General features: G+C 63.7%; 19 protein-coding genes. 7 read left to right on the plus strand and 12 right to left on the minus strand.

Annotated features, from left to right (window positions below; translation table 11 throughout):
• Window positions 1-36: 36 nt before the first annotated feature.
• Window positions 37-132, minus strand: coding sequence for a KGG domain-containing protein (locus ACUY1T_RS16910; protein ID WP_446024744.1), 96 nt, complete (start codon window positions 130-132; stop codon window positions 37-39).
• Window positions 133-606: 474 nt separating this feature from the next.
• On the opposite strand from ACUY1T_RS16910, the gene ACUY1T_RS16915 reads away from it, so the two are divergent.
• Window positions 607-2,397 carry a methyl-accepting chemotaxis protein gene (locus ACUY1T_RS16915; protein WP_446024745.1) on the plus strand — a complete coding sequence of 597 codons (1,791 nt, stop codon included), beginning with the start codon at window positions 607-609 and terminating at the stop codon, window positions 2,395-2,397.
• Window positions 2,398-2,468: 71 nt separating this feature from the next.
• Complete coding sequence (locus tag ACUY1T_RS16920) at window positions 2,469-3,440, plus strand: YbgA family protein (RefSeq protein ID WP_446024746.1); 972 nt, start codon at window positions 2,469-2,471, stop codon at window positions 3,438-3,440.
• Here ACUY1T_RS16920 and ACUY1T_RS16925 read toward each other — a convergent pair.
• The gene (locus ACUY1T_RS16925; RefSeq protein ID WP_446024841.1) at window positions 3,437-5,212 is read right to left on the minus strand and encodes an ABC transporter transmembrane domain-containing protein; all 1,776 of its coding nucleotides are present in this window, start codon (window positions 5,210-5,212) and stop codon (window positions 3,437-3,439) included. The two genes, ACUY1T_RS16920 and ACUY1T_RS16925, sit on opposite strands and share 4 nt — an antisense overlap.
• A gap of 104 nt (window positions 5,213-5,316) precedes the next feature.
• Window positions 5,317-7,791, minus strand: a complete 2,475-nt coding sequence (locus tag ACUY1T_RS16930; RefSeq protein WP_446024747.1) for a vitamin K epoxide reductase family protein — start codon at window positions 7,789-7,791, stop codon at window positions 5,317-5,319.
• Between the two features lie 195 nt (window positions 7,792-7,986).
• On the opposite strand from ACUY1T_RS16930, the gene ACUY1T_RS16935 reads away from it, so the two are divergent.
• Entirely contained in the window at window positions 7,987-8,712 is a 726-nt protein-coding gene (locus ACUY1T_RS16935) for a glutamine amidotransferase (protein WP_446024748.1), read from the plus strand.
• 9 nt (window positions 8,713-8,721) lie between these two features.
• On the opposite strand, the gene yejK is transcribed toward ACUY1T_RS16935, so the two are convergent.
• From yejK to ACUY1T_RS16975, 8 genes are all read right to left on the minus strand, one after another.
• Window positions 8,722-9,738, minus strand: coding sequence for a nucleoid-associated protein YejK (yejK, locus tag ACUY1T_RS16940; RefSeq protein ID WP_446024749.1), 1,017 nt, complete (start codon window positions 9,736-9,738; stop codon window positions 8,722-8,724).
• Window positions 9,739-9,859: 121 nt separating this feature from the next.
• The gene (locus ACUY1T_RS16945; protein ID WP_446024750.1) at window positions 9,860-11,086 is read right to left on the minus strand and encodes a GGDEF domain-containing protein; all 1,227 of its coding nucleotides are present in this window, start codon (window positions 11,084-11,086) and stop codon (window positions 9,860-9,862) included.
• A 196-nt stretch (window positions 11,087-11,282) separates the two neighbouring features.
• On the minus strand, window positions 11,283-12,044 hold the full coding sequence (locus ACUY1T_RS16950) for an ABC transporter permease (RefSeq protein WP_446024751.1): 762 nt from the start codon (window positions 12,042-12,044) through the stop codon (window positions 11,283-11,285).
• A complete protein-coding gene (locus tag ACUY1T_RS16955; protein ID WP_446024842.1) occupies window positions 12,041-13,015 on the minus strand; it encodes an ABC transporter ATP-binding protein in 975 nt (324 codons plus the stop codon). Before ACUY1T_RS16955 ends, ACUY1T_RS16950 begins: the two co-directional genes overlap by 4 nt.
• Window positions 13,016-13,207: 192 nt before the next feature.
• On the minus strand, window positions 13,208-13,486 hold the full coding sequence (locus ACUY1T_RS16960) for a peptidylprolyl isomerase (protein WP_446024752.1): 279 nt from the start codon (window positions 13,484-13,486) through the stop codon (window positions 13,208-13,210).
• Between the two features lie 119 nt (window positions 13,487-13,605).
• Complete coding sequence (locus ACUY1T_RS16965; RefSeq protein ID WP_446024753.1) at window positions 13,606-13,926, minus strand: hypothetical protein; 321 nt, start codon at window positions 13,924-13,926, stop codon at window positions 13,606-13,608.
• A 31-nt stretch (window positions 13,927-13,957) separates the two neighbouring features.
• The gene (locus tag ACUY1T_RS16970) at window positions 13,958-14,845 is read right to left on the minus strand and encodes an SDR family oxidoreductase (protein ID WP_446024754.1); all 888 of its coding nucleotides are present in this window, start codon (window positions 14,843-14,845) and stop codon (window positions 13,958-13,960) included.
• On the minus strand, window positions 14,842-15,474 hold the full coding sequence (locus ACUY1T_RS16975) for a glutathione S-transferase N-terminal domain-containing protein (RefSeq protein ID WP_446024755.1): 633 nt from the start codon (window positions 15,472-15,474) through the stop codon (window positions 14,842-14,844). Before ACUY1T_RS16975 ends, ACUY1T_RS16970 begins: the two co-directional genes overlap by 4 nt.
• Before the next feature lie 279 nt (window positions 15,475-15,753).
• Between ACUY1T_RS16975 and ACUY1T_RS16980 the strand changes: the two genes are divergently transcribed.
• From ACUY1T_RS16980 to ACUY1T_RS16995, 4 genes are all read left to right on the plus strand, one after another.
• Window positions 15,754-16,290: a hypothetical protein gene (locus tag ACUY1T_RS16980; RefSeq protein WP_446024756.1), complete on the plus strand. Its 537-nt coding sequence runs from the start codon at window positions 15,754-15,756 to the stop codon at window positions 16,288-16,290.
• Entirely contained in the window at window positions 16,262-17,473 is a 1,212-nt protein-coding gene (locus ACUY1T_RS16985; RefSeq protein ID WP_446024757.1) for a methyltransferase, read from the plus strand. The genes ACUY1T_RS16980 and ACUY1T_RS16985 overlap by 29 nt, the downstream gene beginning before the upstream one ends.
• A 141-nt stretch (window positions 17,474-17,614) precedes the next feature.
• Complete coding sequence (locus ACUY1T_RS16990) at window positions 17,615-19,609, plus strand: diguanylate cyclase (protein ID WP_446024758.1); 1,995 nt, start codon at window positions 17,615-17,617, stop codon at window positions 19,607-19,609.
• Window positions 19,610-19,722: 113 nt separating this feature from the next.
• The gene (locus ACUY1T_RS16995; RefSeq protein ID WP_446024759.1) at window positions 19,723-20,733 is read left to right on the plus strand and encodes a M28 family peptidase; all 1,011 of its coding nucleotides are present in this window, start codon (window positions 19,723-19,725) and stop codon (window positions 20,731-20,733) included.
• A 99-nt stretch (window positions 20,734-20,832) separates the two neighbouring features.
• On the opposite strand, the gene ACUY1T_RS17000 is transcribed toward ACUY1T_RS16995, so the two are convergent.
• Window positions 20,833-21,303, minus strand: a complete 471-nt coding sequence (locus ACUY1T_RS17000) for an aminoacyl-tRNA deacylase (protein ID WP_446024760.1) — start codon at window positions 21,301-21,303, stop codon at window positions 20,833-20,835.
• Window positions 21,304-21,331: the final 28 nt, after the last annotated feature.

Genomic DNA, 21,331 nt, shown 5'->3' on the forward strand with positions numbered 1-21,331 from the left:
CCTCGATCCCTAAGCGCCTGAACGGAAGGGGTTGTCTCAGCGGCCCTGGTTCTTGCCACCCTTGCGGCCAGCCTCGGAGGCCTTCTGAGGATCGTTGGCAAAGTTGCCTGGATTCTGGTTGCGCTGTGCCATGTCAGATCTCCTTCCTATATTTGCCTGTCGCATCACAAGCGAGATCGTACTTCCATTTACCGAGTTTCCGGCACTGCTGGCGTCTGCCATCACGGTTAAAAGTAGGAACGGCAAAGCGGTGCATCAACCCATCTCGGGTTTCGTAATGCAAAGAAGCGTTGGCGTTTCTAACGAAAGATTGCCCACAGTGGGAAGTCGCTTTACTCGATTCGATTCTCCTTGCATTTGGGGCCGGCATAGCATGATGAAGCTAACGAAACGCTTGCCAGTACCTCGAAGCGCTGGAGAGCCTGCGTATGTGGTTGGCCTGGGTGCGCAGGGATGGTTGGGGCTGGAAGGCGCTGTGGACGCGATAGGTTGACGCAAGTCAACGACAGGTGAAAAGCCGGCATTCGATGGTCTTAGAACGACTGGCGCGGCAGGCAGGATTAGGGCTTCATGAGGACGCCTACTCATAGCGAAAACGGCCCAGCCATGACAATGCAAACGACCAAGGGAGGCAGGCTCGCCAGCCTCAAGCGACTGTTGTCGCCAAACCTGCAGAACAAGATCCTGCTTTTGGTTCTGGTACCACTGATCGTATCTTCTTCGTGCCTGTTGGTTCTTGAAGGCCTCGAGCGTATCGACTCCAATCGTTCTCAGTTGGAGCAACAGCGCGAGCTGATGCTCGAGTCTCGACGCCATGAGGTCGAGAGTATCGTCAGCATGGCAAGGACGCTGACCGAGAGTGTGGCAGACAACGTCGGTGATACCGAAGCGGCACGGCAGGCGGCGATCGAGCTGCTGCGAGACCTGCGCTTCGAGCAGGACAACTACGTCTTCGTCTTCGATTACCAGGGCACCATGCTGGTCCAACCGGCAGTGCCCGAACAGGAAGGGCGCAACATGCTGGGCGCTCAGGACCCCAACGGCAAGCCGTTGATCCGTGACATGATTGACATCGCGCGCCGTGGAGAAGGGGCCTACGAGTACGAGTGGCCCAATCCGGCAAATGGCGAGGTGGAGCCCAAGTACTCCTATGTCGTGGCCATTCCCGAGTGGAACTGGGTGATCGGTGCCGGCGTTTATGCCACGGGTGTGGATGCTGCCATGGCTGTGATCGAGCAGGCGGCCAGGCAGAACCTTGTCGATACCCTGGTCCGGCTGTGGTTCATTGCTTCGGCCATCAACCTGACCATAACCTTGTTCGCCATCTGGATCACGCGTCGCACGGTCCGCCAGATTCGTCGCACTGCCAGCGATATGAACGAGATCGCCCAAGGTGTGGCAGAGGGGCATGGTGACCTTACCCGGCGCTTGACCGTTACCAGCCGGGACGAGATCGGAGACCTTGCTCGGCAGTTCAATGGTTTTCTGGCGCGCATTCAGGTAACGCTGCGTGAAGTCAAAGAGGGTGCCAACGGCGTCTATGCGGCCTCCCTGAGCATCGCCCGGAGCAGCGATGAGCTGGCCTCGCGCACCGAACAGGCGGCGGCCAGCCTGCAGCAGACCTCGTCGGCCATGGAGCAGATCACCTCCACGGTGCAGCACAACGCCGAACATACCCAGCAGGCGGATCAGCTGGTGCGTGGCAGCGGTGAAGTGGCACGGCAGGGCAAGGAGTCGATGCAGCAGGTCGAGGAGACCATGGAGCAGATCAGTGCATCCTCGACCCAGATCGGCGAGATCGTCTCGCTCATCGACGGCATCGCCTTCCAGACCAATATCCTGGCGCTCAATGCTTCCGTCGAGGCTGCCAGGGCTGGCGAGCATGGGCGGGGATTTGCCGTGGTGGCCCAGGAAGTACGCTCCCTGGCGCAGCGTTCGGCCGATGCGGCCCGTGAGATCAAGGGGCTGATCGACGAATCGATGACGCGAACCCGGCAGGGCTCCGACATCGTTCATCGGGCCGGCGTCACCATGCAGGAGATCTTTGCCAGCATCGCCAAGGTGAACGAGGTCATCGCCGAGATCAGCGCCGGCTCGCGCGAGCAGAGTATCGGCATCCATGAGGTCAATACGGCGGTCAGCCAGATGGATGCGATGACGCAGCAGAACGCGGCAATGGTGGGCCACAACACCGATACGGCTGAAGCCATGCGTAGCCAGGCGGAAAAGCTGACTCGCCTGATCAACACCTTTGTGCTTGGCGGGGAAGCACCGGCGGCGCAGCCTTGGAACGACGGCCAAACGCAGTTGCCGGCACCGGCCGCAACGAGGCCCAAGCCCAAGGCAATTTCGCAGCGAAAGGAGAAAACCTCCGAACCCGAATGGGAGGCCTTCTAGCTCTGCGGCCCTCTTGCCCGGGAACGGTAGAGGGGTGACGATGGGGCGGAGAGCCGGAAGGGAGCTTTGCCTTGGTTGAAACGATATCGTTCTCGAAATCGATACCGGTGGGCATCAGTGCCTGTCTGATGGGCGAGCAGGTGCGTTACAACGGTGGGCACAAGCGCTCCCGATACTGCCTGGAGGTGCTGCAGGAGTGCTTCGCCTTCGAACCCTTCTGCCCGGAACTCGAGGCGGGCCTGGGCGTGCCGCGGGAGCCGATTCGCCTGGTCGGTGCGCCTGACGAGCCGCCGCGGGTGAAGGGCACGGTCGACCCGAGCCTCGACGTCACCGAGCGGCTGCAAGAGGTTGGCGAGGCGTTCGTCGCTCGCCACCGGCACCTGCGCGGCTTCATCCTGATGAAGGGCTCGCCGAGCTGCGGGCTCGAGCGGGTCAAGGTCTACCACGCCAACGGCATGCCCAGCCATGCCGATTCGGGTCTTTTCGTGCGGGTGCTGCGCGAGCACTTCCCCGAGCTGCCGCTGGAAGAAGAAGCGCGCATGAACGATGCCGTGCTGCGCGAGAACTTCATCACAAGGGTGTTCGCCTTCGACGACTGGAAGCGCCATGTCGAGGATGCAGTGGAGTTCCATGCGCTGATCCGGTTCCATAGCCGCCAGAAGTACCTGTTGATGGCACACCACGTGGCAGCCTACCGCGAATTGGGGCGTTACCTGGGCAGCGAGGCCCATGCCTTGCCGCTGGAGGAGGTGAAGTCCTCCTACCTGCGGCGCTTCATGGTGGCGTTATCGCGCCCTGCCACGCGCAAGACCCATACCAATGCGCTGATGCATGTGTTGGGCTACCTGAAGCAGGCGCTGGACAGCGAGGTCAAGCAGGACCTGCTCCAGTCGATAGAGGAGTACCGCCTGGGCCATGTGCACTTGGCGGTGCCGGTGCGCCTGCTCAACCACTACGTGAAGCGCCACGGCTCGGATTACATCCGCCAGCAGACCTACCTCGACCCGCACCCTTACGAACTGGGGCTGCGCAACACCATCTAGGGGGTGGGGTGGTGCCGGCCGAATTGCAGCTCCGCCAGGTGACGGTAGAGCGGGCTCTGCTCGAGCAGCTCGGTGTGGTGGCCGGCGGCCACCAGTTGCCCCTCGTCGAACACCAGCAGGCGGTTGGCGGCGGTCACCGTGGCCAGCCGGTGGGCGATTACCAGGCTGGTGCGGCCGGCCATCAGCCGGTCCAGCGCCTGCTGCACCAGGCGCTCGCTCTCGGCGTCGAGCGCACTGGTGGCTTCGTCGAGCAGCAGTACGCGGGGGTCCTTGAGCAGCGCGCGGGCAATCGCCAGGCGCTGGCGCTGGCCGCCGGAGAGCTGCACGCCGCCGGGGCCGAGCTGAGTGTCGAAGCCGCGCGGCAGAGCCTCGACAAAGTCCAGGGCATTGGCATCGCGGGTGGCGCCACGCAGCTCGTCGAGGGTGGCGTCGGGCTTGCCGTAGCGCAGGTTGTCGGCCACCGTGCCGGTGAACAGTATCGGCTCCTGGGCCACCAGGCCCATGCAGGCACGTAGTGCCTTGGGGTCGAGATCACGCAGGTCGATACCATCCAGCGTCAGGCGGCCTCGGTCGGGGTCATGAAAGCGCAGCAGCAGCCCCAGCAAGGTGCTCTTGCCGGCGCCGGAAGGGCCGACCAGGGCAACGCGCTCGCCGGGGCGAATCCACAGGTCGAGTGACTCGAGTGCCGGTATCGTGCGCCCGGGGTAGGCGAAGCTCACACCCTCCAGGCGGATCTCACCGCGTAGCGAGGAGGGCAGGGGTGTCGGGCGAGTCGGTGGGCGGATGCCGGGTTCTGCGTCGAGCAGCTCGAGCAAGCGCTCGGCGGCCCCGGCGGCGCGCTGCACGTCGCCGGCGACCTCGGCCAGGGTGGCCACGGCACCCGCCGCCAGTACCGCGTAGAAGACGAAGGCGGAAAGTTCGCCTGCGCTCATGTCGCCGGCCAGCACCGCCTGGCCGCCTTGCCATAGCATCAGGCCCACAGCGGCAAAGACTGCCAGCATCGCCGCACCGGTGAGCCAGGCGCGCTGTCGCGAACGTACCACGGCGGTGCTGAAGGCCTGCTCGACACGTTCGCCATAGTCGCGCCGATCGATCACTTCGTGAGTGAAAGCCTGTACCGTACGAATGCCGTCCAGGGCCTCGTTCGCATAGCGTCCCAGCTCGGCCACGCGGTCCTGGCTGTGGCGGGAGAGTTTCCGCACCCGGCGGCCGAACCACAGGATCGGCAGCACCGTGGCGGGTATGCCGATCAGCACCAGTGCCGAGAGCCACGGCTGGGTAACGAGCATCAGCGTCATGGCACCCAGCAGCATCACCAGATTGCGCAGTGCCAGCGAGATCGAGGAACCGAACAGGGTTTGCAGTACGCTGGTGTCGGCGGTCAGTCGCGAAGCGATTTCGGCGGCGCCGTGGTCGCGATGGGCGGCACTCTCGAAGAACGCCGGCTCGAGTTCGAGCAGGTGATCGAAGACCTGTCGGCGCAAGTCGGCAGCCAGGCGTTCGCCGATCCAGCTCACCTGGTAGTAGCGTAGTGCCGAGGCACCGGCGAGCACGCTGACCACGCCGAGCATGGCGGCCAGGGTCTGGTTGAGACGAGTGCCGTCCCCGGCCAGGAAGCCCTGGTCGATCACCAGGCGCAACCCTTGGCCCAGCAGCAGCACGCTTGCGGATGCCACCAGCAGCGCCAGGGCGGCCATGGCCAGTCGGCTTCGATAGGGCGCCAGCAACTTCAGCAGGCGTAGCAGTACCCGAGGGTCGGGGCGTGAGGTCATGGCAGGGTTGTCGCTCAAGGCAGGCATGCAGACACGATAACAGCGCCACGGCGGGAGTGCATGAGCGGACAAGGCGCCTCAATGAGGTGCCTTGTCCGGTTCTCTCAGCCCAGTAGCCGGCTCCAGCTGCCGTACTCGCCGCGAATCGGCCCGCGACGCAGACTGAGCGCTATGACCGCCGCCCCGCAGGCCAGGCTGTTGACGGTGGCCAGCATGTCGGCCCCATGCAGGAAGGGGGTGAACAACAGCATGGCCGCCAGTGGGATCAGCAACCACCGCACCGGGCGTGCCGACTCGGCCATGGCGACGATACCCACGGTGATGATCAGTGCGCCGATCAGGTGGTCCCAGTTGGCCAGGGTGCCTTCGGCGCCGAAAGTGATGCGCGTCAGCATCAGCCAGGCGCCGATCAGGATGCACAGTGCCAGGTTCCACGGTAGGTTTACGCCGGTGCCGAGTGCGTCGCCCATGATCGTGGACGGCTTGCGCTGAAAATCCTCGTCCGGCGACTCGTTGGGGCCTTCGTCGGTGTCGCCGGTGAAGAAGATCTTGAGTACCGGGGCGCCGGCCTTGTGGCGCCGCTTGAGGAACTCGCCGGTGGCGACGAATTCGTTGAAGGCGTAGGCGATCTGCAGCAGCATCGCGCCGGCCTGGATCAGGCACAGGGTGCACCAGGTGCCGATCAGGATCGGCTGGATGATGATGAAGGTCACCGAGACCACGCCGAGCGGCACGATCAGCACGCCGAACGAGGCGACGACCCAAGGCATGGTGCGCCAGCGGTTGGCCGCGCCGATGAAACCGAGCAGGATCTCCAGCATGTAGACGATGCCGCCGAGGCCGGCATCGGGCACCGGCCAGGCCTCGGACGCCTCCGAGGTGATGATGTCCTCGGTGCCGTTGAGCCCGTCGCGAGTACCGGCAAAGAAGGGGTCCCACACCGCGTCGATATGGCCAAGCTGGTAGGCGGCGAGGTAGCGCGAGACGAAGAAGCCGACGAAGGCCAGCACGATGATTGGCATGCGCTGGAACCAGCTCGAGGGGTTGTTGTTCCAGCCGGGCGGCATGGTGGGGCCGGTCATCGCCGCCGCGGGCGACACGCCCGGTGCCGGTCGCACCAGGGCCGCGAAGCCGATGGCCAGGGTGCCGACCAGGGTGCCGTTGAGGTAGGCCGCCGCGCTTTCGCTCCAGAACACCAGCGGGGCGAACAGCACCCAAAGGCCTACGGCAGCGCAGGCGAAGCGTGCCCAGCTCAGCTTCAGCGACAGCGAGAGGGCGCCGAACAGCGCCAGCAGCAGACCCGAGGCCATGTCGCTGTAGGCCATGGCGCCGTCATAGCCCAGCGTGGCAGGAGAGGCCACCAGCCAGGCGCCCAGGCCGACGTTGAAGAAGTGTGCCCACAGGAAGCGGTAGTGCTCGCGCTGGGCATGGGCCTCGTAACTCTCCAGCACCTGTTCGGCGTTGACGCCCTTCTCTTCGGCCTCTTCGATCCAGTCGGGTGGGGTGATGCCATTCGCTTCGTACCAGCCGTGAGGGTCTGCGAGCAGGTTGTCGACCATGTCTTCGAGCACTTCGAAGACGTCATGGCGCGGCTCCCAGCCGAGCTGTTCCCGTGCGCGACGAATGTCGAGTTCGTAGTGGTCATCGGCCATGTCGATCATGAACGGCCGGATGAAGGGCTTCTCGCCCTTGTCGAAATCGTCCGGCACCAGCGGCTCGCTCTTCTCCTCGAGCAGCGCGCCGGTCTTGGCCAGCGGCTTGGGCATCACCACGGTCTTCCACTTCTTCTTGCCGTGGATCAGCTCACCGAGTCGGTTCTGCAGGGCCTCGTAGCTGACGGCATGCTCCTCGCCGATGAGAATCTCGTTGCGCTCTGGCAGCTCATGACGACGGTCGATGGTACGGCGGAAGGCATCGATCATGTCTTCCTTGTGCACACAGGCCTGGCCGGCGTTGGTATTGCCCGAGTAGAAGTGGCTCTTGAAGGTATGCTCGTAGATGCGTGCGATCTGGTGCGACAGCGTGGGCACGCTGGTCTTCTCGTCGTACATGCCGGCCAGCCGCAGCAGGGTGTAGGGCATGGTGGCGTGTTCACGGATCACCGCCTCGGTCTTGGCCTTGGATTGCGGATAGGGCCAGGTCGGGCCGATCGGTGTCTCTTCGCTGACCCGGTGGCCCGGCACCTGGGGCTCGTGGACCAGCATGGTGCTGGAGTAGATGAAGCGTTCGACGTTCATGCCCTCGAGCGCTTCGAGCAAGTTCCTGGTGCCCTGTTCGTTGACCTTCTCGTAGAGCGGCGACTCCTCGCCGGTGAAGTCGAAGTAGGCGGCTAGATGGACCACCGCGGCGATATCGCGTCCGTGCCGTTCGGTGATCTTGTCCATTACCGCCTTGATGGAGCCGACGTCCGTCAGGTCGAATTCGTAGCTCTCATGAGCCTCTTCACCGGTGCTTCTGTCCAGGCCGATGATGAGATAGTCATCCTTGAGGCTCTGGGTCAGCGCCGTTCCCACGCCACCCGAGGCCCCCGTGATGACGACCAGCGGTTTCTCCTGGGTTGCCACTTCCTTGTCCTCCATGACCGGGGCTCCCTCCTCACGACTCCGTTGAAGCGCATCGCGCTGCTGCACACTCAAGCTAGTCGGGTTTTCGCCGTCACGGCAAACGCGACTTGTCGCCTTGTGCCATTCTCAGTACAAGAAAGAGAGGCAGGCACTGGCTTCTGCTCCAGTCGCTTGCCGTACCGTCAGCAAGGGAAAAGGAGTTTCTTTCGCATGAAGAGTGTCGTTGCCATTCGCCATGTCGGCTTCGAGGACCTGGGTATCTTCGAGCCGATGCTCGAAGAGTTCGGTTACCGGGTGCGCTATCTCGACCCGGGCCTGCTGGGGCCGGATGCCCTCGAGGCGCTGGACGTTGCCAGTCCCGAGCTGATGGTGGTCCTGGGGGCGCCGATCAGCGCCAATGACGATGCGCTCTACCCCTTTCTCGGTGCCGAACTGGACGCCATTCGCCATCGGCTCGATGCGGGGCGCCCGCTGCTCGGTATCTGCCTCGGTGCCCAGCTGATCGCCCGGGCGATGGGAGGCCGGGTGTTCCCCATGCCGGAAAAGGAGATCGGCTTTTCCGACGTCTACCTGACCCGTGAAGGCCAGGAGGGGCCGCTTAGGCACATCGGCAACCCTGACGTGGTGCTGCACTGGCATGGCGACATGTTCGAGACACCTCCCGGTGCCACGCGCCTGGCCTACAGCCATCCCTGCTCTCACCAGGCCTTTGCCTTGGGCGATCAGGTGCTTGGCCTGCAGTTCCATCTCGAGGTGGATCCGGCCAGGATCGAACCCTGGCTGATCGGTCATGCCGCCGAGCTGGCCATGGCGGGAGTCGACCCGGTCGAGCTGCGCGAACAGTCCCTGCGCCATGGCGCGAACCTGAAGCAGCGTGGCCAGCAGGTGCTGCGCGAATGGCTGACCAACGTGGAGGCAGCCTTCGGCATCGAGTGACGCGGCACGTTACTCCTTGCGCTGCTTGAGCTGCTCCTTCAACTGCTTGGGTACCTGTTTGATGATCAAGCGATCCTGGCTCTCGTCGTACTCGATGCTGGAGCCCAGCAGGTGGGAGTCGAAGCTGATCGAAACGCCACCGGCACGGCCGGTGAATCGACGGAACTGGCGTAGGGTGCGCTTGTCGGGCGGGATCTCGGGGGAAAGGCCATAGTCGGCGTTGCGGATATGATCGTAGAAGGCCTTCGGCTGCTGCTCGTCGAGCAGCTCGGAGAGTTCCTCCAGGGTAATCGGCTCGCCGCGGCTGGCCTGCTCGTTGGCGTAGTCGATCAGTGCCTCGGTCTTCTCGCGGCTCTGTTCTTCGGGCATGTCTTCCTGCTCCACGTAATCGCTGAAGGCCTTGAGCAGGGCGCGGGTCTCGCCGGTGGCGTCGATGCCTTCGGTGGCGCCCAGCAGGGTGGCCAGGTCCTCGGAGAGTTTCTTGCCGCCGCGGTCGTGAATCCAGGAGAGGTAGTGTCGTGAAGCAGCGCCTTCGCGCCACTGCGTGAGGTTGATGCGCAGGCCCAGGCTCATGCGTGCCAGGTTGAGCTGGGCGGCGGGGACCACCTGCAGCGACTCGGTCACACCGAACCCCTCACGCTGATGCAGCAGGGCCAGGCTCAGGTAGTGGGTCTCGCCATGGCGGTAATCGACGCACAGTAAATGGCCGGACACCGATAGATGTGCATCGACCAAAGGCAGGAGCCGTTCGGCGATGGCGCGCGTGAAAGCGACGAAATCGCTGCCTCCATCAAGGTACGTCCCCAATACCTGGGGGAAAGCGGGCAGCGAGTCGGCTTCGAGATCGTCTTCGCCGAGAAAGTGGCCCCAAGCCTTGGTCTTGGCATGATAAGCATCATGGAAGCGGGAGAGCAGATCTTCCATGAGCGCCGAGGTCGCCAGCTCCGTGGTGGCGGGGCTCAGGCTGGCGGGCTGGTCGCTTCCGGCCTTGTCGATGTCGTGGACGATGCAGTGCTGTATCGGCATGACCTGTGATCCTGCGAAGCGAAGGGAGGCTGCGAGAAGGCACGGGAGAGCGGTGCCGGAAAGCAGAAAGGCGAATCATACCGGGCTCATGGGCCAGTTCAACCCATGTACCGGATGCCTCTCAGGCTCTGACGACTATCGAGGGAGGGTTTTCGCCTGCCACTACTACACAGTTGCGCCCGCGCGCCTTGCCTGCGTAGAGCGCATCGTCGGCGCGCTGCAGCGCCAGCTCGAGCCTCGCCTCATTGGGTTCCACCTGGCTGATGCCCACCGTGACGGAAAGGTGCAGGTCTTCATCGAGCATCGGCAGACGCAGCGAAGTCACCTTGTGGCGCAACCGTTCGGCGATGAAGGTGGCAGTTTCGAGATCGGCCTGGGGCAGGGCGATGACGAACTCCTCGCCACCGTAACGGCCGATGATGTCCGTGTCGCGTAGCATCGAGGCGCAGCACGAGGCGACGGTGGTCAGGACGAGGTCGCCAACGGCATGACCGTGATGGTCGTTGAGGGTCTTGAACAGATCGATATCGACCATGCAGATCGCCAACGGAGTGCCTTCTCGTTGCGCCCGGCTGAATTCGCGTCCCGCCAGCTCGAAGAAATGACGCCGGTTGGCAATGCCGGTCAGCGGATCGGTGCTGGCCATGTGTCGCAGCTGTGCCTCCAGCAGCTGACGCTCTTCGATCTCCTTTTGCAGCTTGCGGTTGGCGTCGCGTTCCGCCACCAGCAGGGCGAACTGCTTGCGCTGCAGACGATTGAGGCGGCTATAGGTCAACCAGCCCATTAGATTGGCGAAGGCGAGTATCAGGATGCTGCTGACCAGCATGCCGGGCGAGAGGGGCTTCCACAGTGCAGCTACCAGGACGAATCCGCCCGCCAGGTAGCCGTTCCAGGCCAGTATCCACGGCAGGCGGTTGGGAACCAGCAGATAGATGGCCAGGCTTGATACCGCTACGCTCGAGATATGCAGGCCCACGCTGCCGGGATGCAAAAGGATGGACAGCAGCAGACCGGTGATGGCGGTGAAGTACACCAGGTTGAGCGGCTTGGGGAGATGCGCCTGGAACGGATGGCGGCCAACCAGGCGCGCCAACGCCAGGCAACTGAACGCCACGACGAGACGGATGAGCCACAAGCCCAGAAGCTCGACACTCGCCCCGAGCAGGATATAGTCCGCTACACCGAACAGCAGAAAGATGCCTGCGATGATCCACAGTGCGTAACGCAACTGCTGGGCGTCCTGCAGCTGCATGGTGCGACGATACAGGGTCTCCAGCGCCGAGTCGTTGAACTCGTCGCGCCAGTCGAGCGAAGCCCCCTCCCCAGCCTCGTTCTTGCCAGCAGTCATGTCGTGTTCCCTTGAAAGGAGGCGCCGAGTTGCGTGACGCCTACCAGCGGAGCTTTTTGGTTATATCTTGCCCTGTGGCTCTTCCCTACCTTTCTTCATTGACTCTGTAACGAGAAGTAACCTCTAAAGGATGGCCAAGAAAGCTGGCGAGTGCCAGCCGTGACTATGCCCAATCGCCAAACGCCTCGTTACGCCCTCACGGCTTGAGGCGGTAGCCGGTGCGGAAGATCCAGTTGATCACCGCCAGGGCAACGCCGAGGAACAGCGTGATGATGGCCAGACTGGCCCAGATGCTGACGTCACCCGTGCCGTAGAAGCTCCAGCGGAAGCCGCTGACGAGATAGACCACCGGATTGAGCAGGGTCACGGCCTGCCAGAAGGGCGGCAGCATGTCGATGGAGTAGAAGGTGCCACCGAGGAAGGTCAGCGGGGTGACGATCAGCAGTGGCACCAGTTGAAGCTTCTCGAAGCCATCGGCCCAGATGCCAATGATGAAGCCGAGCAGGCTGAAGGTCAGCGCGGTGAGGACGAGGAACAGCAGCATCACCAGCGGGTACTGGATCGAGAAGGGCACGAACAGGCGCGCCGTGCCGAGCACGATCAGGCCCAGGATGACCGATTTGGTGGCCGCTGCGCCGACGTAGCCGAGCACGATCTCGAAATAGGAGATCGGCGCCGAGAGAATCTCGTAGATCGTCCCCGAGAAGCGTGGGAAGAAGATGCCGAACGAGGCCGTCGAGACGCTTTGGGTCAGCAACATCAGCATGATCAGCCCGGGCACGATGAAGGCCCCATAGCTCACGCCATCGACTTCGCTGATGCGTGAGCCGATGGCCGCGCCGAACACGACGAAGTAGAGCGAGGTGGAGACCACCGGCGAGACGATGCTCTGTAAAACGGTACGCAGGCTGCGGGCCATCTCGGCCAGGTAGATGGTCTTGACCGACTGCAGGTTCATGCGCTCTCCCTGACCAGGTTGACGAAGATCTCCTCCAGCGAACTCTGCCGGGTATGCAGGTCCTTGACGCGAATGCCGGTGGCCTCCAGGTCCGCCAGCAGGCCGGCGATGCCGGTACCCTCGTCCAGGCGGGTGACGTCGTAGGTGTAGACCAGTGCGTGCCCCTCCTCGGCCAGGGAGAGTTCGTGGCCGGCCAAGGCGGCGGGTACGGCTTCCAGCGGGGAGGCCAGATGCAGCGTCAGCTCCTTGCGCCCCAACTGCTGCATCAGGGTGGCCTTGTCTTCCACCAGCACCAGTTCACCGCGGCGGATCACGCCGATACGATCGGCCATCTCCTCGGCTTCCTCGATATAGTGGGTGGTGAGGATGATGGTTACGCCCTGGTCGCGCAGGCCACGCACCACTTCCCACATCTCGCGGCGCAGCTCCACGTCGACCCCGGCGGTGGGTTCGTCGAGGAACAGCACTTGCGGCTTGTGCGACAGCGCCTTGGCGATGAGCACACGACGCTTCATGCCACCGGAAAGTTCCAGCAGGCGGTTGTCGCGCTTGTCCCACAGGGTCAGGGCGCGCAGCACATTCTCGATGTGCGCCGGGTCACTGGGCTTGCCGAACAGCCCACGGCTGAAACTGACCGTATCCCATACCGTGGTGAAGGCCTCGTTGGTCAACTCCTGGGGCACCAGGCCGATGCGCTCTCGGGCGCTGCGGTATTGGCTCACATTGTCGAAGCCATCGACCTTGACGCTGCCGCCGCTGGCATTGACCAGGCCGCAGATCACGCTGATCAGCGTAGTCTTGCCGGCTCCGTTGGGGCCTAGCAGGGCGAAGATTTCGCCGCGGCGAATGGTCAGGTCGATCTCCTTGAGTGCCTGGAAACCGTCGCCGTAGACTTTCGACAGCTTTTCTACCTGGATGACCGGCGTGCCGGCGTCGGCGTTACCACCAGCGGTGCTGCCCTGTTCCGGCATGGTGATCGGTGCGGGGTTGGCTGAGAGGGTCATGCGGCATCCCTGTTTCCGAAAGAGCGAATCGACATTGCCCCTATCCTAGCGCGAGCCAGTGCTTGACGCAGAGACCATGACGAGGAAAGCCGCCGTGCCAGGCACGAGCGGCTTTCCAGTCAGGTTGCAGGTGGCTATGCTCGCCAGGCGAGCCGTGCCTTAGCTGCGGCTGGTGATTTCCAGCAGATGATAGCCGAACTGGGTCTTCACCGGGCCGTGCACCTTGTTCAGCTCGGCGGAGAATACCACCTCGTCGAACTCGCGCACCATCTGGCCCGGGCCGAAGCTGCCCAGGTCGCCGCCCTGGCGGCCGGAAGGGCAGGAGGAATGTTCGCTTGCCACTTCGGCGAAATCGCGACCGCCCTCGATCTCGGCCTTGAGGGCCTCACACTTCTCTTCGCTATCTACCAGAATATGCCGTGCAGTTGCCCTGGCCATGTCGTGCTCCTATGAAAGGGTTGGCGTGCGTGCCGCCTGAATGAGTGTCTTGTAGGGACGCGAAGCATAGCATGGAGGGCGCGTGACGCCGAAAGCCCATGCTGGCGTTTCCTCGTCCGTTACCCGCCTACGCCGAACCTCAGCCGCAGGTTCTGCAGGCCGTCGAGTTCCATGCGCATCTCGTCCGAGAAGATCGGGTGGCCCTGCAGACGAATGGTCACCGTGGCATCGGCACCGCGGTAGCTGACCTCCGCCCGTATCGTGGCCTCGGTGCTGAGGGGAGCCAGCGGGTGGTAGTCGATCCGCTGCACCTCCAGGGCGGTGAGTCCTCGTGCCTCGAGCTGCTCGTCGATGGCCTGCCTGACGACATGGCCGTAGTAGAAGTAGAGGCCGCCATAGGCCAGGGCGGCGATGAAGATCAGCGAAATGAGTCGGCCCAAGTTCTTCTCCTTTCTTTAACCGAATACCAGGCTAGGTTTTGCGTTCGTCGCGCGTCGATGCCAGTAGCACCCGGTCCATGCCCCGCGTGGAGAGCAACCGCTTCAGCACGCCGAACAGATGGGTGGGCAGGGTGACATGATAACGCGGTTTGGGCCGTCGGCTCTCCAGGGCATGAATCAGCTTGTCGACCACGGCGTCGGGCCCCAGGGTGAAGGGTCCGCCTGAAGAGCCCTTGCTGCCCGCCAGCCGGGCTTCCACCGCGCGGTAGGTGTTGCGGTGGTAGCTGTTGTTGGTGTCGATATAGGCCTTGAAGGCGCGATAGGCGTTGTCACGGAAGCGGCTGGCGATGGGGCCAGGCTCGATCAGGCTGACATGGATGCCACTGCCGTGTAGCTCCTGGCGCAGGGTGTCGGTCAGGCCCTCCAGGGCGAACTTGGAGCATACGTAGGCGCCGCGATAGGGCAGGGCGGCAAAACCGAGCACCGAGCTGTTCTGCACGATGCGTCCGCTTCCCTGCTCGCGCATGACCGGAATGACCCGTGTGGTGAGTTCGTGGGTACCGAGCAGGTTGGCTTCCAACTGGGTGCGCAGTACCTCCCGGGAGAGATCCTCCACCGCACCCGGCTGGCCGTAGGCAGCATTGTTGAACAGCGCGTCGAGCCTCCCGCCGGTGCGTTGCAGCAACTGTTCCACGCAGGCGGAAATGGAAGCGCTCGAAGCCAGTTCCAGTGGCAGCGCCTCGAGCCCCTCCTCGCGGAGCCGATCAAGATCCTCCTGGCGGCGGGCGGTGGCGAAGACACGCCAGCCGCGCTGTACCAGGGCATGGGCCGCGGCATGGCCAATCCCGCTGGAACAGCCGGTCACCAATATGCTGGGAGGTGATGCATCATTCCTGTCGGACTGCGAACCGTGGCTCATGGCAAGGGGATCTCATTGACCTTCTTTGGCACGTGGTAGCCGCGCTGCACCGCCGGGCGATTGGCGATCTCGACATACCAGCGCTTCACGCTGGGATAGTCGTTCAGGTCGATACGCTGCCACTCGTAGCGCGACACCCAGGGCCAGCAGGCGATATCGGCAATGGTGTACTCGTCTCCGGCCAGGTAGGCGTTTTCGGCCAGGCGGGAATCAAGCACACCGTAGAGGCGCTGGGCCTCGTTGTGGAAGCGCTCCTCGGCGTAGGGCGCCTTGCCGGGATTGAAATGCAGAAAGTGGTGGGCCTGGCCGAGGAAGGGGCCCAGGCCTCCCATCTGCCACATCAGCCACTCCAGGGTACGATGGCGCTGCTTGAACTCCGTGGGCAGGAAGTACCCCGCCTTCTCGGCCAGGTAGATCAGGATGGCCCCTGACTCCATCAGCACCATGCCGGTGTCGTCATCGCGAATGGCGGGAATCTTGTTGTTGGGGCTGACCGCGAGGAAGTCCGGCTCGTACTGCTCGCCCTGGGTGATATCCACGGCGTGGGTGCGGTAGGGCAGGCCCAGCTCCTCGAGCAGGATGGAAACCTTGCGTCCGTTGGGGGTGGTCCAGGTCCAGAGATCGATCATCGTCTTGTCCTTGGGGCAATGACTGCCCAAGACCATACCATTTCGCCATGGCGCGACGTAACGGCCTGCTTGCGGGCAAGTCTTGTCAGGCGCCACAGCAGCTACGCTGTGAAGAAGAAGCACGTTCGAATCAACGCGGCCACCCGATGTTCCACCACTACCCGGAAGAGAGGCTGGCGGAGTGGCATGAACGATGGGGGCTTGTCAGGTAGCCAGGCGCCCTTGAGAATGGCCGCCGTACGGCTGCAGGCGAGCCGAAGCGACGGTAGGGGGGGAATCATGAAGGGCAAATACGCGCTGTGGATGTGGCTCGGCCCGTTGGCACTGCTGGCAGTGGCCATCCCCGCCGTGGCCAGCCCGCTGGAGGAGCCCGAGATTACCGGCAACATGGCGGGCCTGCTGGACGGGCAGGAGCGCGAGTGGTTCATCATGAGCCAGGGCGCCGACTCCAATGCCACCTTTACCGAGCTTGGCGACCACGTTCAGGTCGACCTGGTCGGCTTCATCGAACCGGATGACTGGCGGGTGCGAGACTCGCTTTCGCTCAGCATCACGTTGGTCGAGGGAGAAGTGACGGAGTTCGACGTGCTGCACCCCATCGGCGCTACCGTCATGCCGCCGGTGTTCACCTCCGACAATGCCACGGTGCGCCTGACTCTGCATGCCTTCGATGTGGAGGGGGGCAAGGCCCATGTGGCGGGCAGAGTGGAGGGGATCCTGGCCCTGCAGAAGGAATTGGGCGAAGACGCCATCGAAGACGAGGGCATTGGCATATCGGTGGAATTCGGTGCCGAAGCATCCCGTATCGAATACTGAGCCGCGTTTTTCCCGCCTGACGTCCTTGCTGGCCGAGTGGCAGCCGCTGTGGCGCCCGGCGCCATTCATGTATCGTCGGCCGCCGTGGTGGGAGGCCTACCGCGAACTGGCTGACGTACTGCTGGGACTGGACGATCCTCAGGTGGCGCGCCTTCAGGCCAACCCCTGGCAGGACTCGCCGCTGCGTAATTGGCTGCCAGTGCAGGAGTTGGCAGAACTGGTACGTCTGGTGCCGCGTGCCGCTGCGCCCTGGTCATTGCCGCAGGGCTGGGGGCGCCATGTGGCTGGCCGCAAATGGCAGCAGATCGAGGCTTTCTGCCACTGCCTGCAGGTGGACCCGCAAGACCGCCTGCTGGATTGGTGCGCGGGCAAGGGGCATCTGGCCCGGGCCTTGGCCCGCTGCCATGCCGCTGAGGTCACCGCCCTGGAATGGCAGGCATCGCTGTGCGAGGAGGGGCAGCGACTGGCGACAGCACAGCAGGCCACGGTGGACATGCAACAGCAGGACGTCATGGCCGTTGAAGCCGGCCGTTTTCTCTCTTCGCAAACCCATGTCGTCGCCCTGCATGCCTGTGGCGACCTGCATGTGCGGCTACTCGATCTCGCCGCGGCAGCCGGGAGTACCGTTACCCTGGCGCCATGCTGTTACCACCGTACCCAGGAAGAGGCATATCGACCCGTATCGCAACGCGGCCGGCTTCTGTCAGGTGAGCACTCCCTGCGGCTCGACCGCGAGGACCTGGCCCTGGCGGTACAGGAAACCGTCACCGCGCCAAGAGGCGTGCGCCGCCGCCGCGAGCAGGCCAACGCCTGGCGGCTGGGGTTCGATGAGTTGCAGCGCGAGCTGCGCGGCGAGGACAGCTACCTGCCGGTACCCAGCCTGGCCTACGGCCGCATGCCCGAGCGTTTTGACGCCTTCTGTCATTGGGCCGCGCAAAGAAAGGGGCTCGACCTGCCGGGCTCACTCGATCTGGCCCCCTATGAGCGGGCGGGTTGGCAGCGACAGGCCGAGGTGAAGCGCCTGGAGCTGGTCCGTCACCTGTTTCGTCGCCCATTGGAAATGTGGCTGGTAATGGATCGACTTTCACTGATGGAAGAGGCCGGCTACATGGTAGAGATCGCCACGTTCTGTGCCGCCGAATTGACGCCGAGAAATCTGTTAATCCATGCCAAGAAGACTTAACCTTCAAGTAGTAGATCGAATCCTGATTTCAGCTCAGACCGTATCTGCCGATAAAAAATAACGACTATTATAAGACGCTAGTCCCAGATTCCTGGACCTGTTGTGGTCTGACGAAGCGTCAACATGCAAGGGAGCCGGGCTGTGAACGAAGGTAACTCGACGGCGTCGTCTGACGACGATCTGAGCCGACTGCTCCATGCGTTGCCCTTACCTGTGCTGGTCGTTGGGATTCAGCAGGGGTGGCAGTTGCACTATGCCAACGACGCTGCTCGCCGCTACTTCAGGTTGGGCAGCAAAGTAGAAAGCCAGGCTCTGCTGCAGCTCATATCCGCTGCCGATCGCCAGGCACTCGAGGCGGGTATGGCCGCCCTGGCAGAATCGGAACTCGCCGAAACCAGCGTCGAGTGCCAGGGAGGCGATGGCAAGCCGCCTTTCGAGGCGTTGCTGCGCCGTACCACCTGGCAAGGCCAGGTCGCGTGCCAGCTGACGCTGGTCCAACTGGCGGAAGAATCCCGCCTGGGCCGTCAGCCGTTCTATAAGCAGATGTTCAATACCAACCCGGCGATCAAGCTGCTGATCGACCCCGCCGATGGGCGTATCGTCGACGCCAACGCCTCGGCCGTGGCCTTCTACGGCTATTCGCTCGATGCCCTCAGGCAGCTGAGCATTACCGACATCAATTGTCAGAGTTTCGACGAGGTGCGTGCCAACATGGCCAGGGCGGAGTCCTGCCAGCAGCTCTTCTTCGAGTTTCGCCATCGCCTGGCCAGCGGCGAGATTCGCGACGTCAACGTCTATTCGGGGCCGGTGGTCCTGGACGGCCGCGAGTACCTGCACTCGATCATCGTCGATGTTACCGACGAGAAGCGCTACTGCGCCAAGCTCGAGGGCTATAACGAGCTGTTCCACAACCTGCCCGTGGGTGTGTATCGCCATACGGCGGATCCCAAGGGGCACTTCACGGCCGCCAACCCCGCCATGCTGCGCATCTTCGAGGCGGATTCACACCAGGCACTTTTCACCGCGCGGGTCTCCTCGCTCTATGACTGTCCCAGGGAGATCGAGGATTTCCTGACCGATCTCGAGCGCGATGGCGCCGTGATCCGCCGGCCTTTGCGCCTGCGTAGCCTCAAGGGACGCCTCATCCATGCCGAGGTCACCGTCCATCGCCAGACCGCGGCGGATGGCACCGTGGATTTCAGCGGCATCGTCGAAGACGTCACGGCGCGCCACGCCGCCCAGGTCAACCAGGACAGGCTGACGCATCTGCTCGACGCCTCGCCGGATATCGTCACCATTGCCGATGCCGAGCGTCGGGTCGTTTATCTCAACAAGGCGGGGCGCGAGCTGCTGGGCGCTCTGCCCGAGGCGCTGTCGGACGCGCTGGCCGCGGCGCATCCGCTCTGGGCACGCCGGCTGATCCAGGAGCAGGGTATCCCTTATGCCATCGAGCACGGCCACTGGTATGCGGAGACCGCCGTACTGGGGCGCGGTGGGGAGATTCCCGTCTCGCAGCTGATCGTCACCCGCCGTGACGAAAACGGAGAGATAGAGAGCATCGCCACCATCATGCGCGACATCAGCCAGGCCAAGCGCTACCAAACGGAGCTCGAGTACCATGCCGGCCACGACCCGCTGACCGGTGCGGTCAACCGCAACCGCTTCATCGACCTGCTGGAACGCGAGCGGCAGGAAGCGCGTCGCGACGGCCGGTCCGTCAGCATGGTCATGTTCGATATCGATCACTTCAAGCGCATCAACGATACCTTTGGCCACAGCGTCGGCGACATGGTGCTGCGCAAGCTGGTGCGCACCTGCAGCGCACTGCTGCGTGAGGTGGACGTGCTGGCCCGTTGGGGCGGCGAGGAGTTCATGCTGTTGCTGCCAGGCACGCCCCTGGCCGGGGCCGTGACACTGACCGAACGCTTGCGCCGGGCGGTCGGGGAGGAGGACTTCGCCCCGGCAGCCAGTCTCACCAGCAGCTTCAGCGTCGCGGAGCTGGAGCCCGACGAGCCGGATACCCTGTGCTACAAGCGCCTCGACGAAGCGCTCTACCGGGCCAAGGCCGGCGGACGCAATCGGGTATGCCTGGCCGAGCCGCCCAGCTACAACCTCGAGAGGCGCAAGGTGCAGTAGCCACCTATCTTGATCAGGGAAACGAGGCGACTCCAGGGAGAGGGGGAGAGGATGAACGGAAGTAGAAGAAACGGGTGGAAGAGCCTTGGCAGGGGTGCTGAGAGGTACGAACGGTGAGGCGCAGGCGTTCGCTCCTGCCGGCATGGCTGGGAGCGATTGCGCTTTTCGCCAGCGTCGCACTGGCGGGAGGGTACTGGCTGATGCTGTACATGCCGGGAACGTCCTTTCGCGGTGAGCCAGCGCCGCTGGGGGAAGAGGGCGAGGCCCTGCGCGAACGTCTCCACGACCACGTGCGGGCCTTGTCCGAGGAGATCGGTGAGCGGCACTATTGGCGACCGGAAGCCCTGCAGGCCGCAGGGGACTACATCGAGCATTCCTTTCAAGCGGCTGGGCATCGCCCACGGCGACAGGCCGTGCCGACCGGCAGCTGGACATTCCATAACATCGAAGTGGTCCTGTCTGGCGGGCGTTTGGCAGACGAAGTGCTTGTGGTAGGCGCGCACTACGATACGGTGCGCGGCACCCCGGGGGCCGATGACAATGCCTCCGGTGTCGCGGTGCTGATCGAACTGGCGAATCTCTTGCAGGACGCCGAACTCGACCGTTCGTTGCACCTGGTGGCGTTCGTCAACGAGGAGATGCCGTTTTTCGGCAGCGAGGCCATGGGCAGCCTGCTCTATGCCCGACGGGCCAAGGCCGAGGGGACGGACATCATGGGCATGATCTCGCTGGAAATGCTTGGCTACTTCAGCGACGAGCCCGGCAGCCAGGCCTATCCCTTCCCGCTCGATCGCTTCTATCCCGACACGGGGAATTTTCTCGCCTTCGTCAGCAATCTGGAGTCGCGCCGCCTGGTCCACCGTGCCATCGGCGCGTTTCGCCGCCACGCCGAGGTTCCCTCCGAGGGACTGGCGGCGCCACCGCAGCTCGGCGACATACGCCGATCGGACCATTGGGCGTTCTGGGAGAAAGGGTATCCCGCCATGATGCTGACGGACACCGCCAATTTCCGTAACCCTTACTATCACGGCCCCAGCGACACTCATGACCGCCTCGATTATGCCACCATGGCCAGGCTCACCGTGGCGCTGGCGAACACACTCGAGGCCATGGCCCAGCGCTGAGCCAGCCGGTAGTAAAAAACGGGCCTTGCGCTGGCAAGACCCGGGGCAGCAGGGAGGACGAGCGGACAGGACAGGCCGGCCAGGCGGCTTCTGGCGCGCTCAGTGGTGGCGGCTGAACTGTCCGTGCGGACTGTTGCCCATCAGCTTCTCGAACTCCTTGCCGCTCATGTGCAGCAGCGTTTCGTGATCGCCGGCATCGAAATAGATGTCGGGTTGGTGGCGCAGCATGTCATCGACGTAGACCTGTAGGCCATATGCCTGGCCAACGGGGATGGTGGCGCCGGGGTCGCAGTCGCGGAAGCGGCTGACGATCTCGTCTTCCGTGGCCAGCTCGACCGGCTCGTCGAACAGCTGTGACAGGCTGTCGAGGTCGGCATCGCAGGTGCTGGGCAGAACGGCGATCCGGTAGCCTGAACTGCTGTGCAGCATGACGGCCTTGGCAAGCTGCTCGCCGGTGATATGCGACTGCTGGGCGAGGCGGCTGGCGCTGACTTCGTGGGTGTGCTTGACCTCCTCGTAATCGATATCACAGGCTCTCAAGTATTCCCGAAGGGTTGCCGGGATAGCCATGACTCTGTCTCCCTCGGCACGGCGGCCG

The sequence above is a fragment of the Billgrantia sp. Q4P2 genome (assembly GCF_052806135.1).

Bases quoted from the DNA above. Each gene is read 5' to 3' on its own strand.
- ACUY1T_RS16910 (WP_446024744.1), bottom strand. From the start codon at position 132: ATGGCACAGCGCAACCAGAATCCAGGCAACTTTGCCAACGATCCTCAG.
- ACUY1T_RS16915 (WP_446024745.1), top strand. From the start codon at position 607: ATGACAATGCAAACGACCAAGGGAGGCAGGCTCGCCAGCCTCAAGCGA.
- ACUY1T_RS16925 (WP_446024841.1), bottom strand. From the start codon at position 5,212: ATGACCTCACGCCCCGACCCTCGGGTACTGCTACGCCTGCTGAAGTTG.
- ACUY1T_RS16930 (WP_446024747.1), bottom strand. From the start codon at position 7,791: ATGGAGGACAAGGAAGTGGCAACCCAGGAGAAACCGCTGGTCGTCATC.
- ACUY1T_RS16935 (WP_446024748.1), top strand. From the start codon at position 7,987: ATGAAGAGTGTCGTTGCCATTCGCCATGTCGGCTTCGAGGACCTGGGT.
- yejK (WP_446024749.1), bottom strand. From the start codon at position 9,738: ATGCCGATACAGCACTGCATCGTCCACGACATCGACAAGGCCGGAAGC.
- ACUY1T_RS16945 (WP_446024750.1), bottom strand. From the start codon at position 11,086: ATGACTGCTGGCAAGAACGAGGCTGGGGAGGGGGCTTCGCTCGACTGG.
- ACUY1T_RS16950 (WP_446024751.1), bottom strand. From the start codon at position 12,044: ATGAACCTGCAGTCGGTCAAGACCATCTACCTGGCCGAGATGGCCCGC.
- ACUY1T_RS16955 (WP_446024842.1), bottom strand. From the start codon at position 13,015: ATGCCGGAACAGGGCAGCACCGCTGGTGGTAACGCCGACGCCGGCACG.
- ACUY1T_RS16960 (WP_446024752.1), bottom strand. From the start codon at position 13,486: ATGGCCAGGGCAACTGCACGGCATATTCTGGTAGATAGCGAAGAGAAG.
- ACUY1T_RS16970 (WP_446024754.1), bottom strand. From the start codon at position 14,845: ATGAGCCACGGTTCGCAGTCCGACAGGAATGATGCATCACCTCCCAGC.
- ACUY1T_RS16975 (WP_446024755.1), bottom strand. From the start codon at position 15,474: ATGATCGATCTCTGGACCTGGACCACCCCCAACGGACGCAAGGTTTCC.
- ACUY1T_RS16980 (WP_446024756.1), top strand. From the start codon at position 15,754: ATGAAGGGCAAATACGCGCTGTGGATGTGGCTCGGCCCGTTGGCACTG.
- ACUY1T_RS17000 (WP_446024760.1), bottom strand. From the start codon at position 21,303: ATGGCTATCCCGGCAACCCTTCGGGAATACTTGAGAGCCTGTGATATC.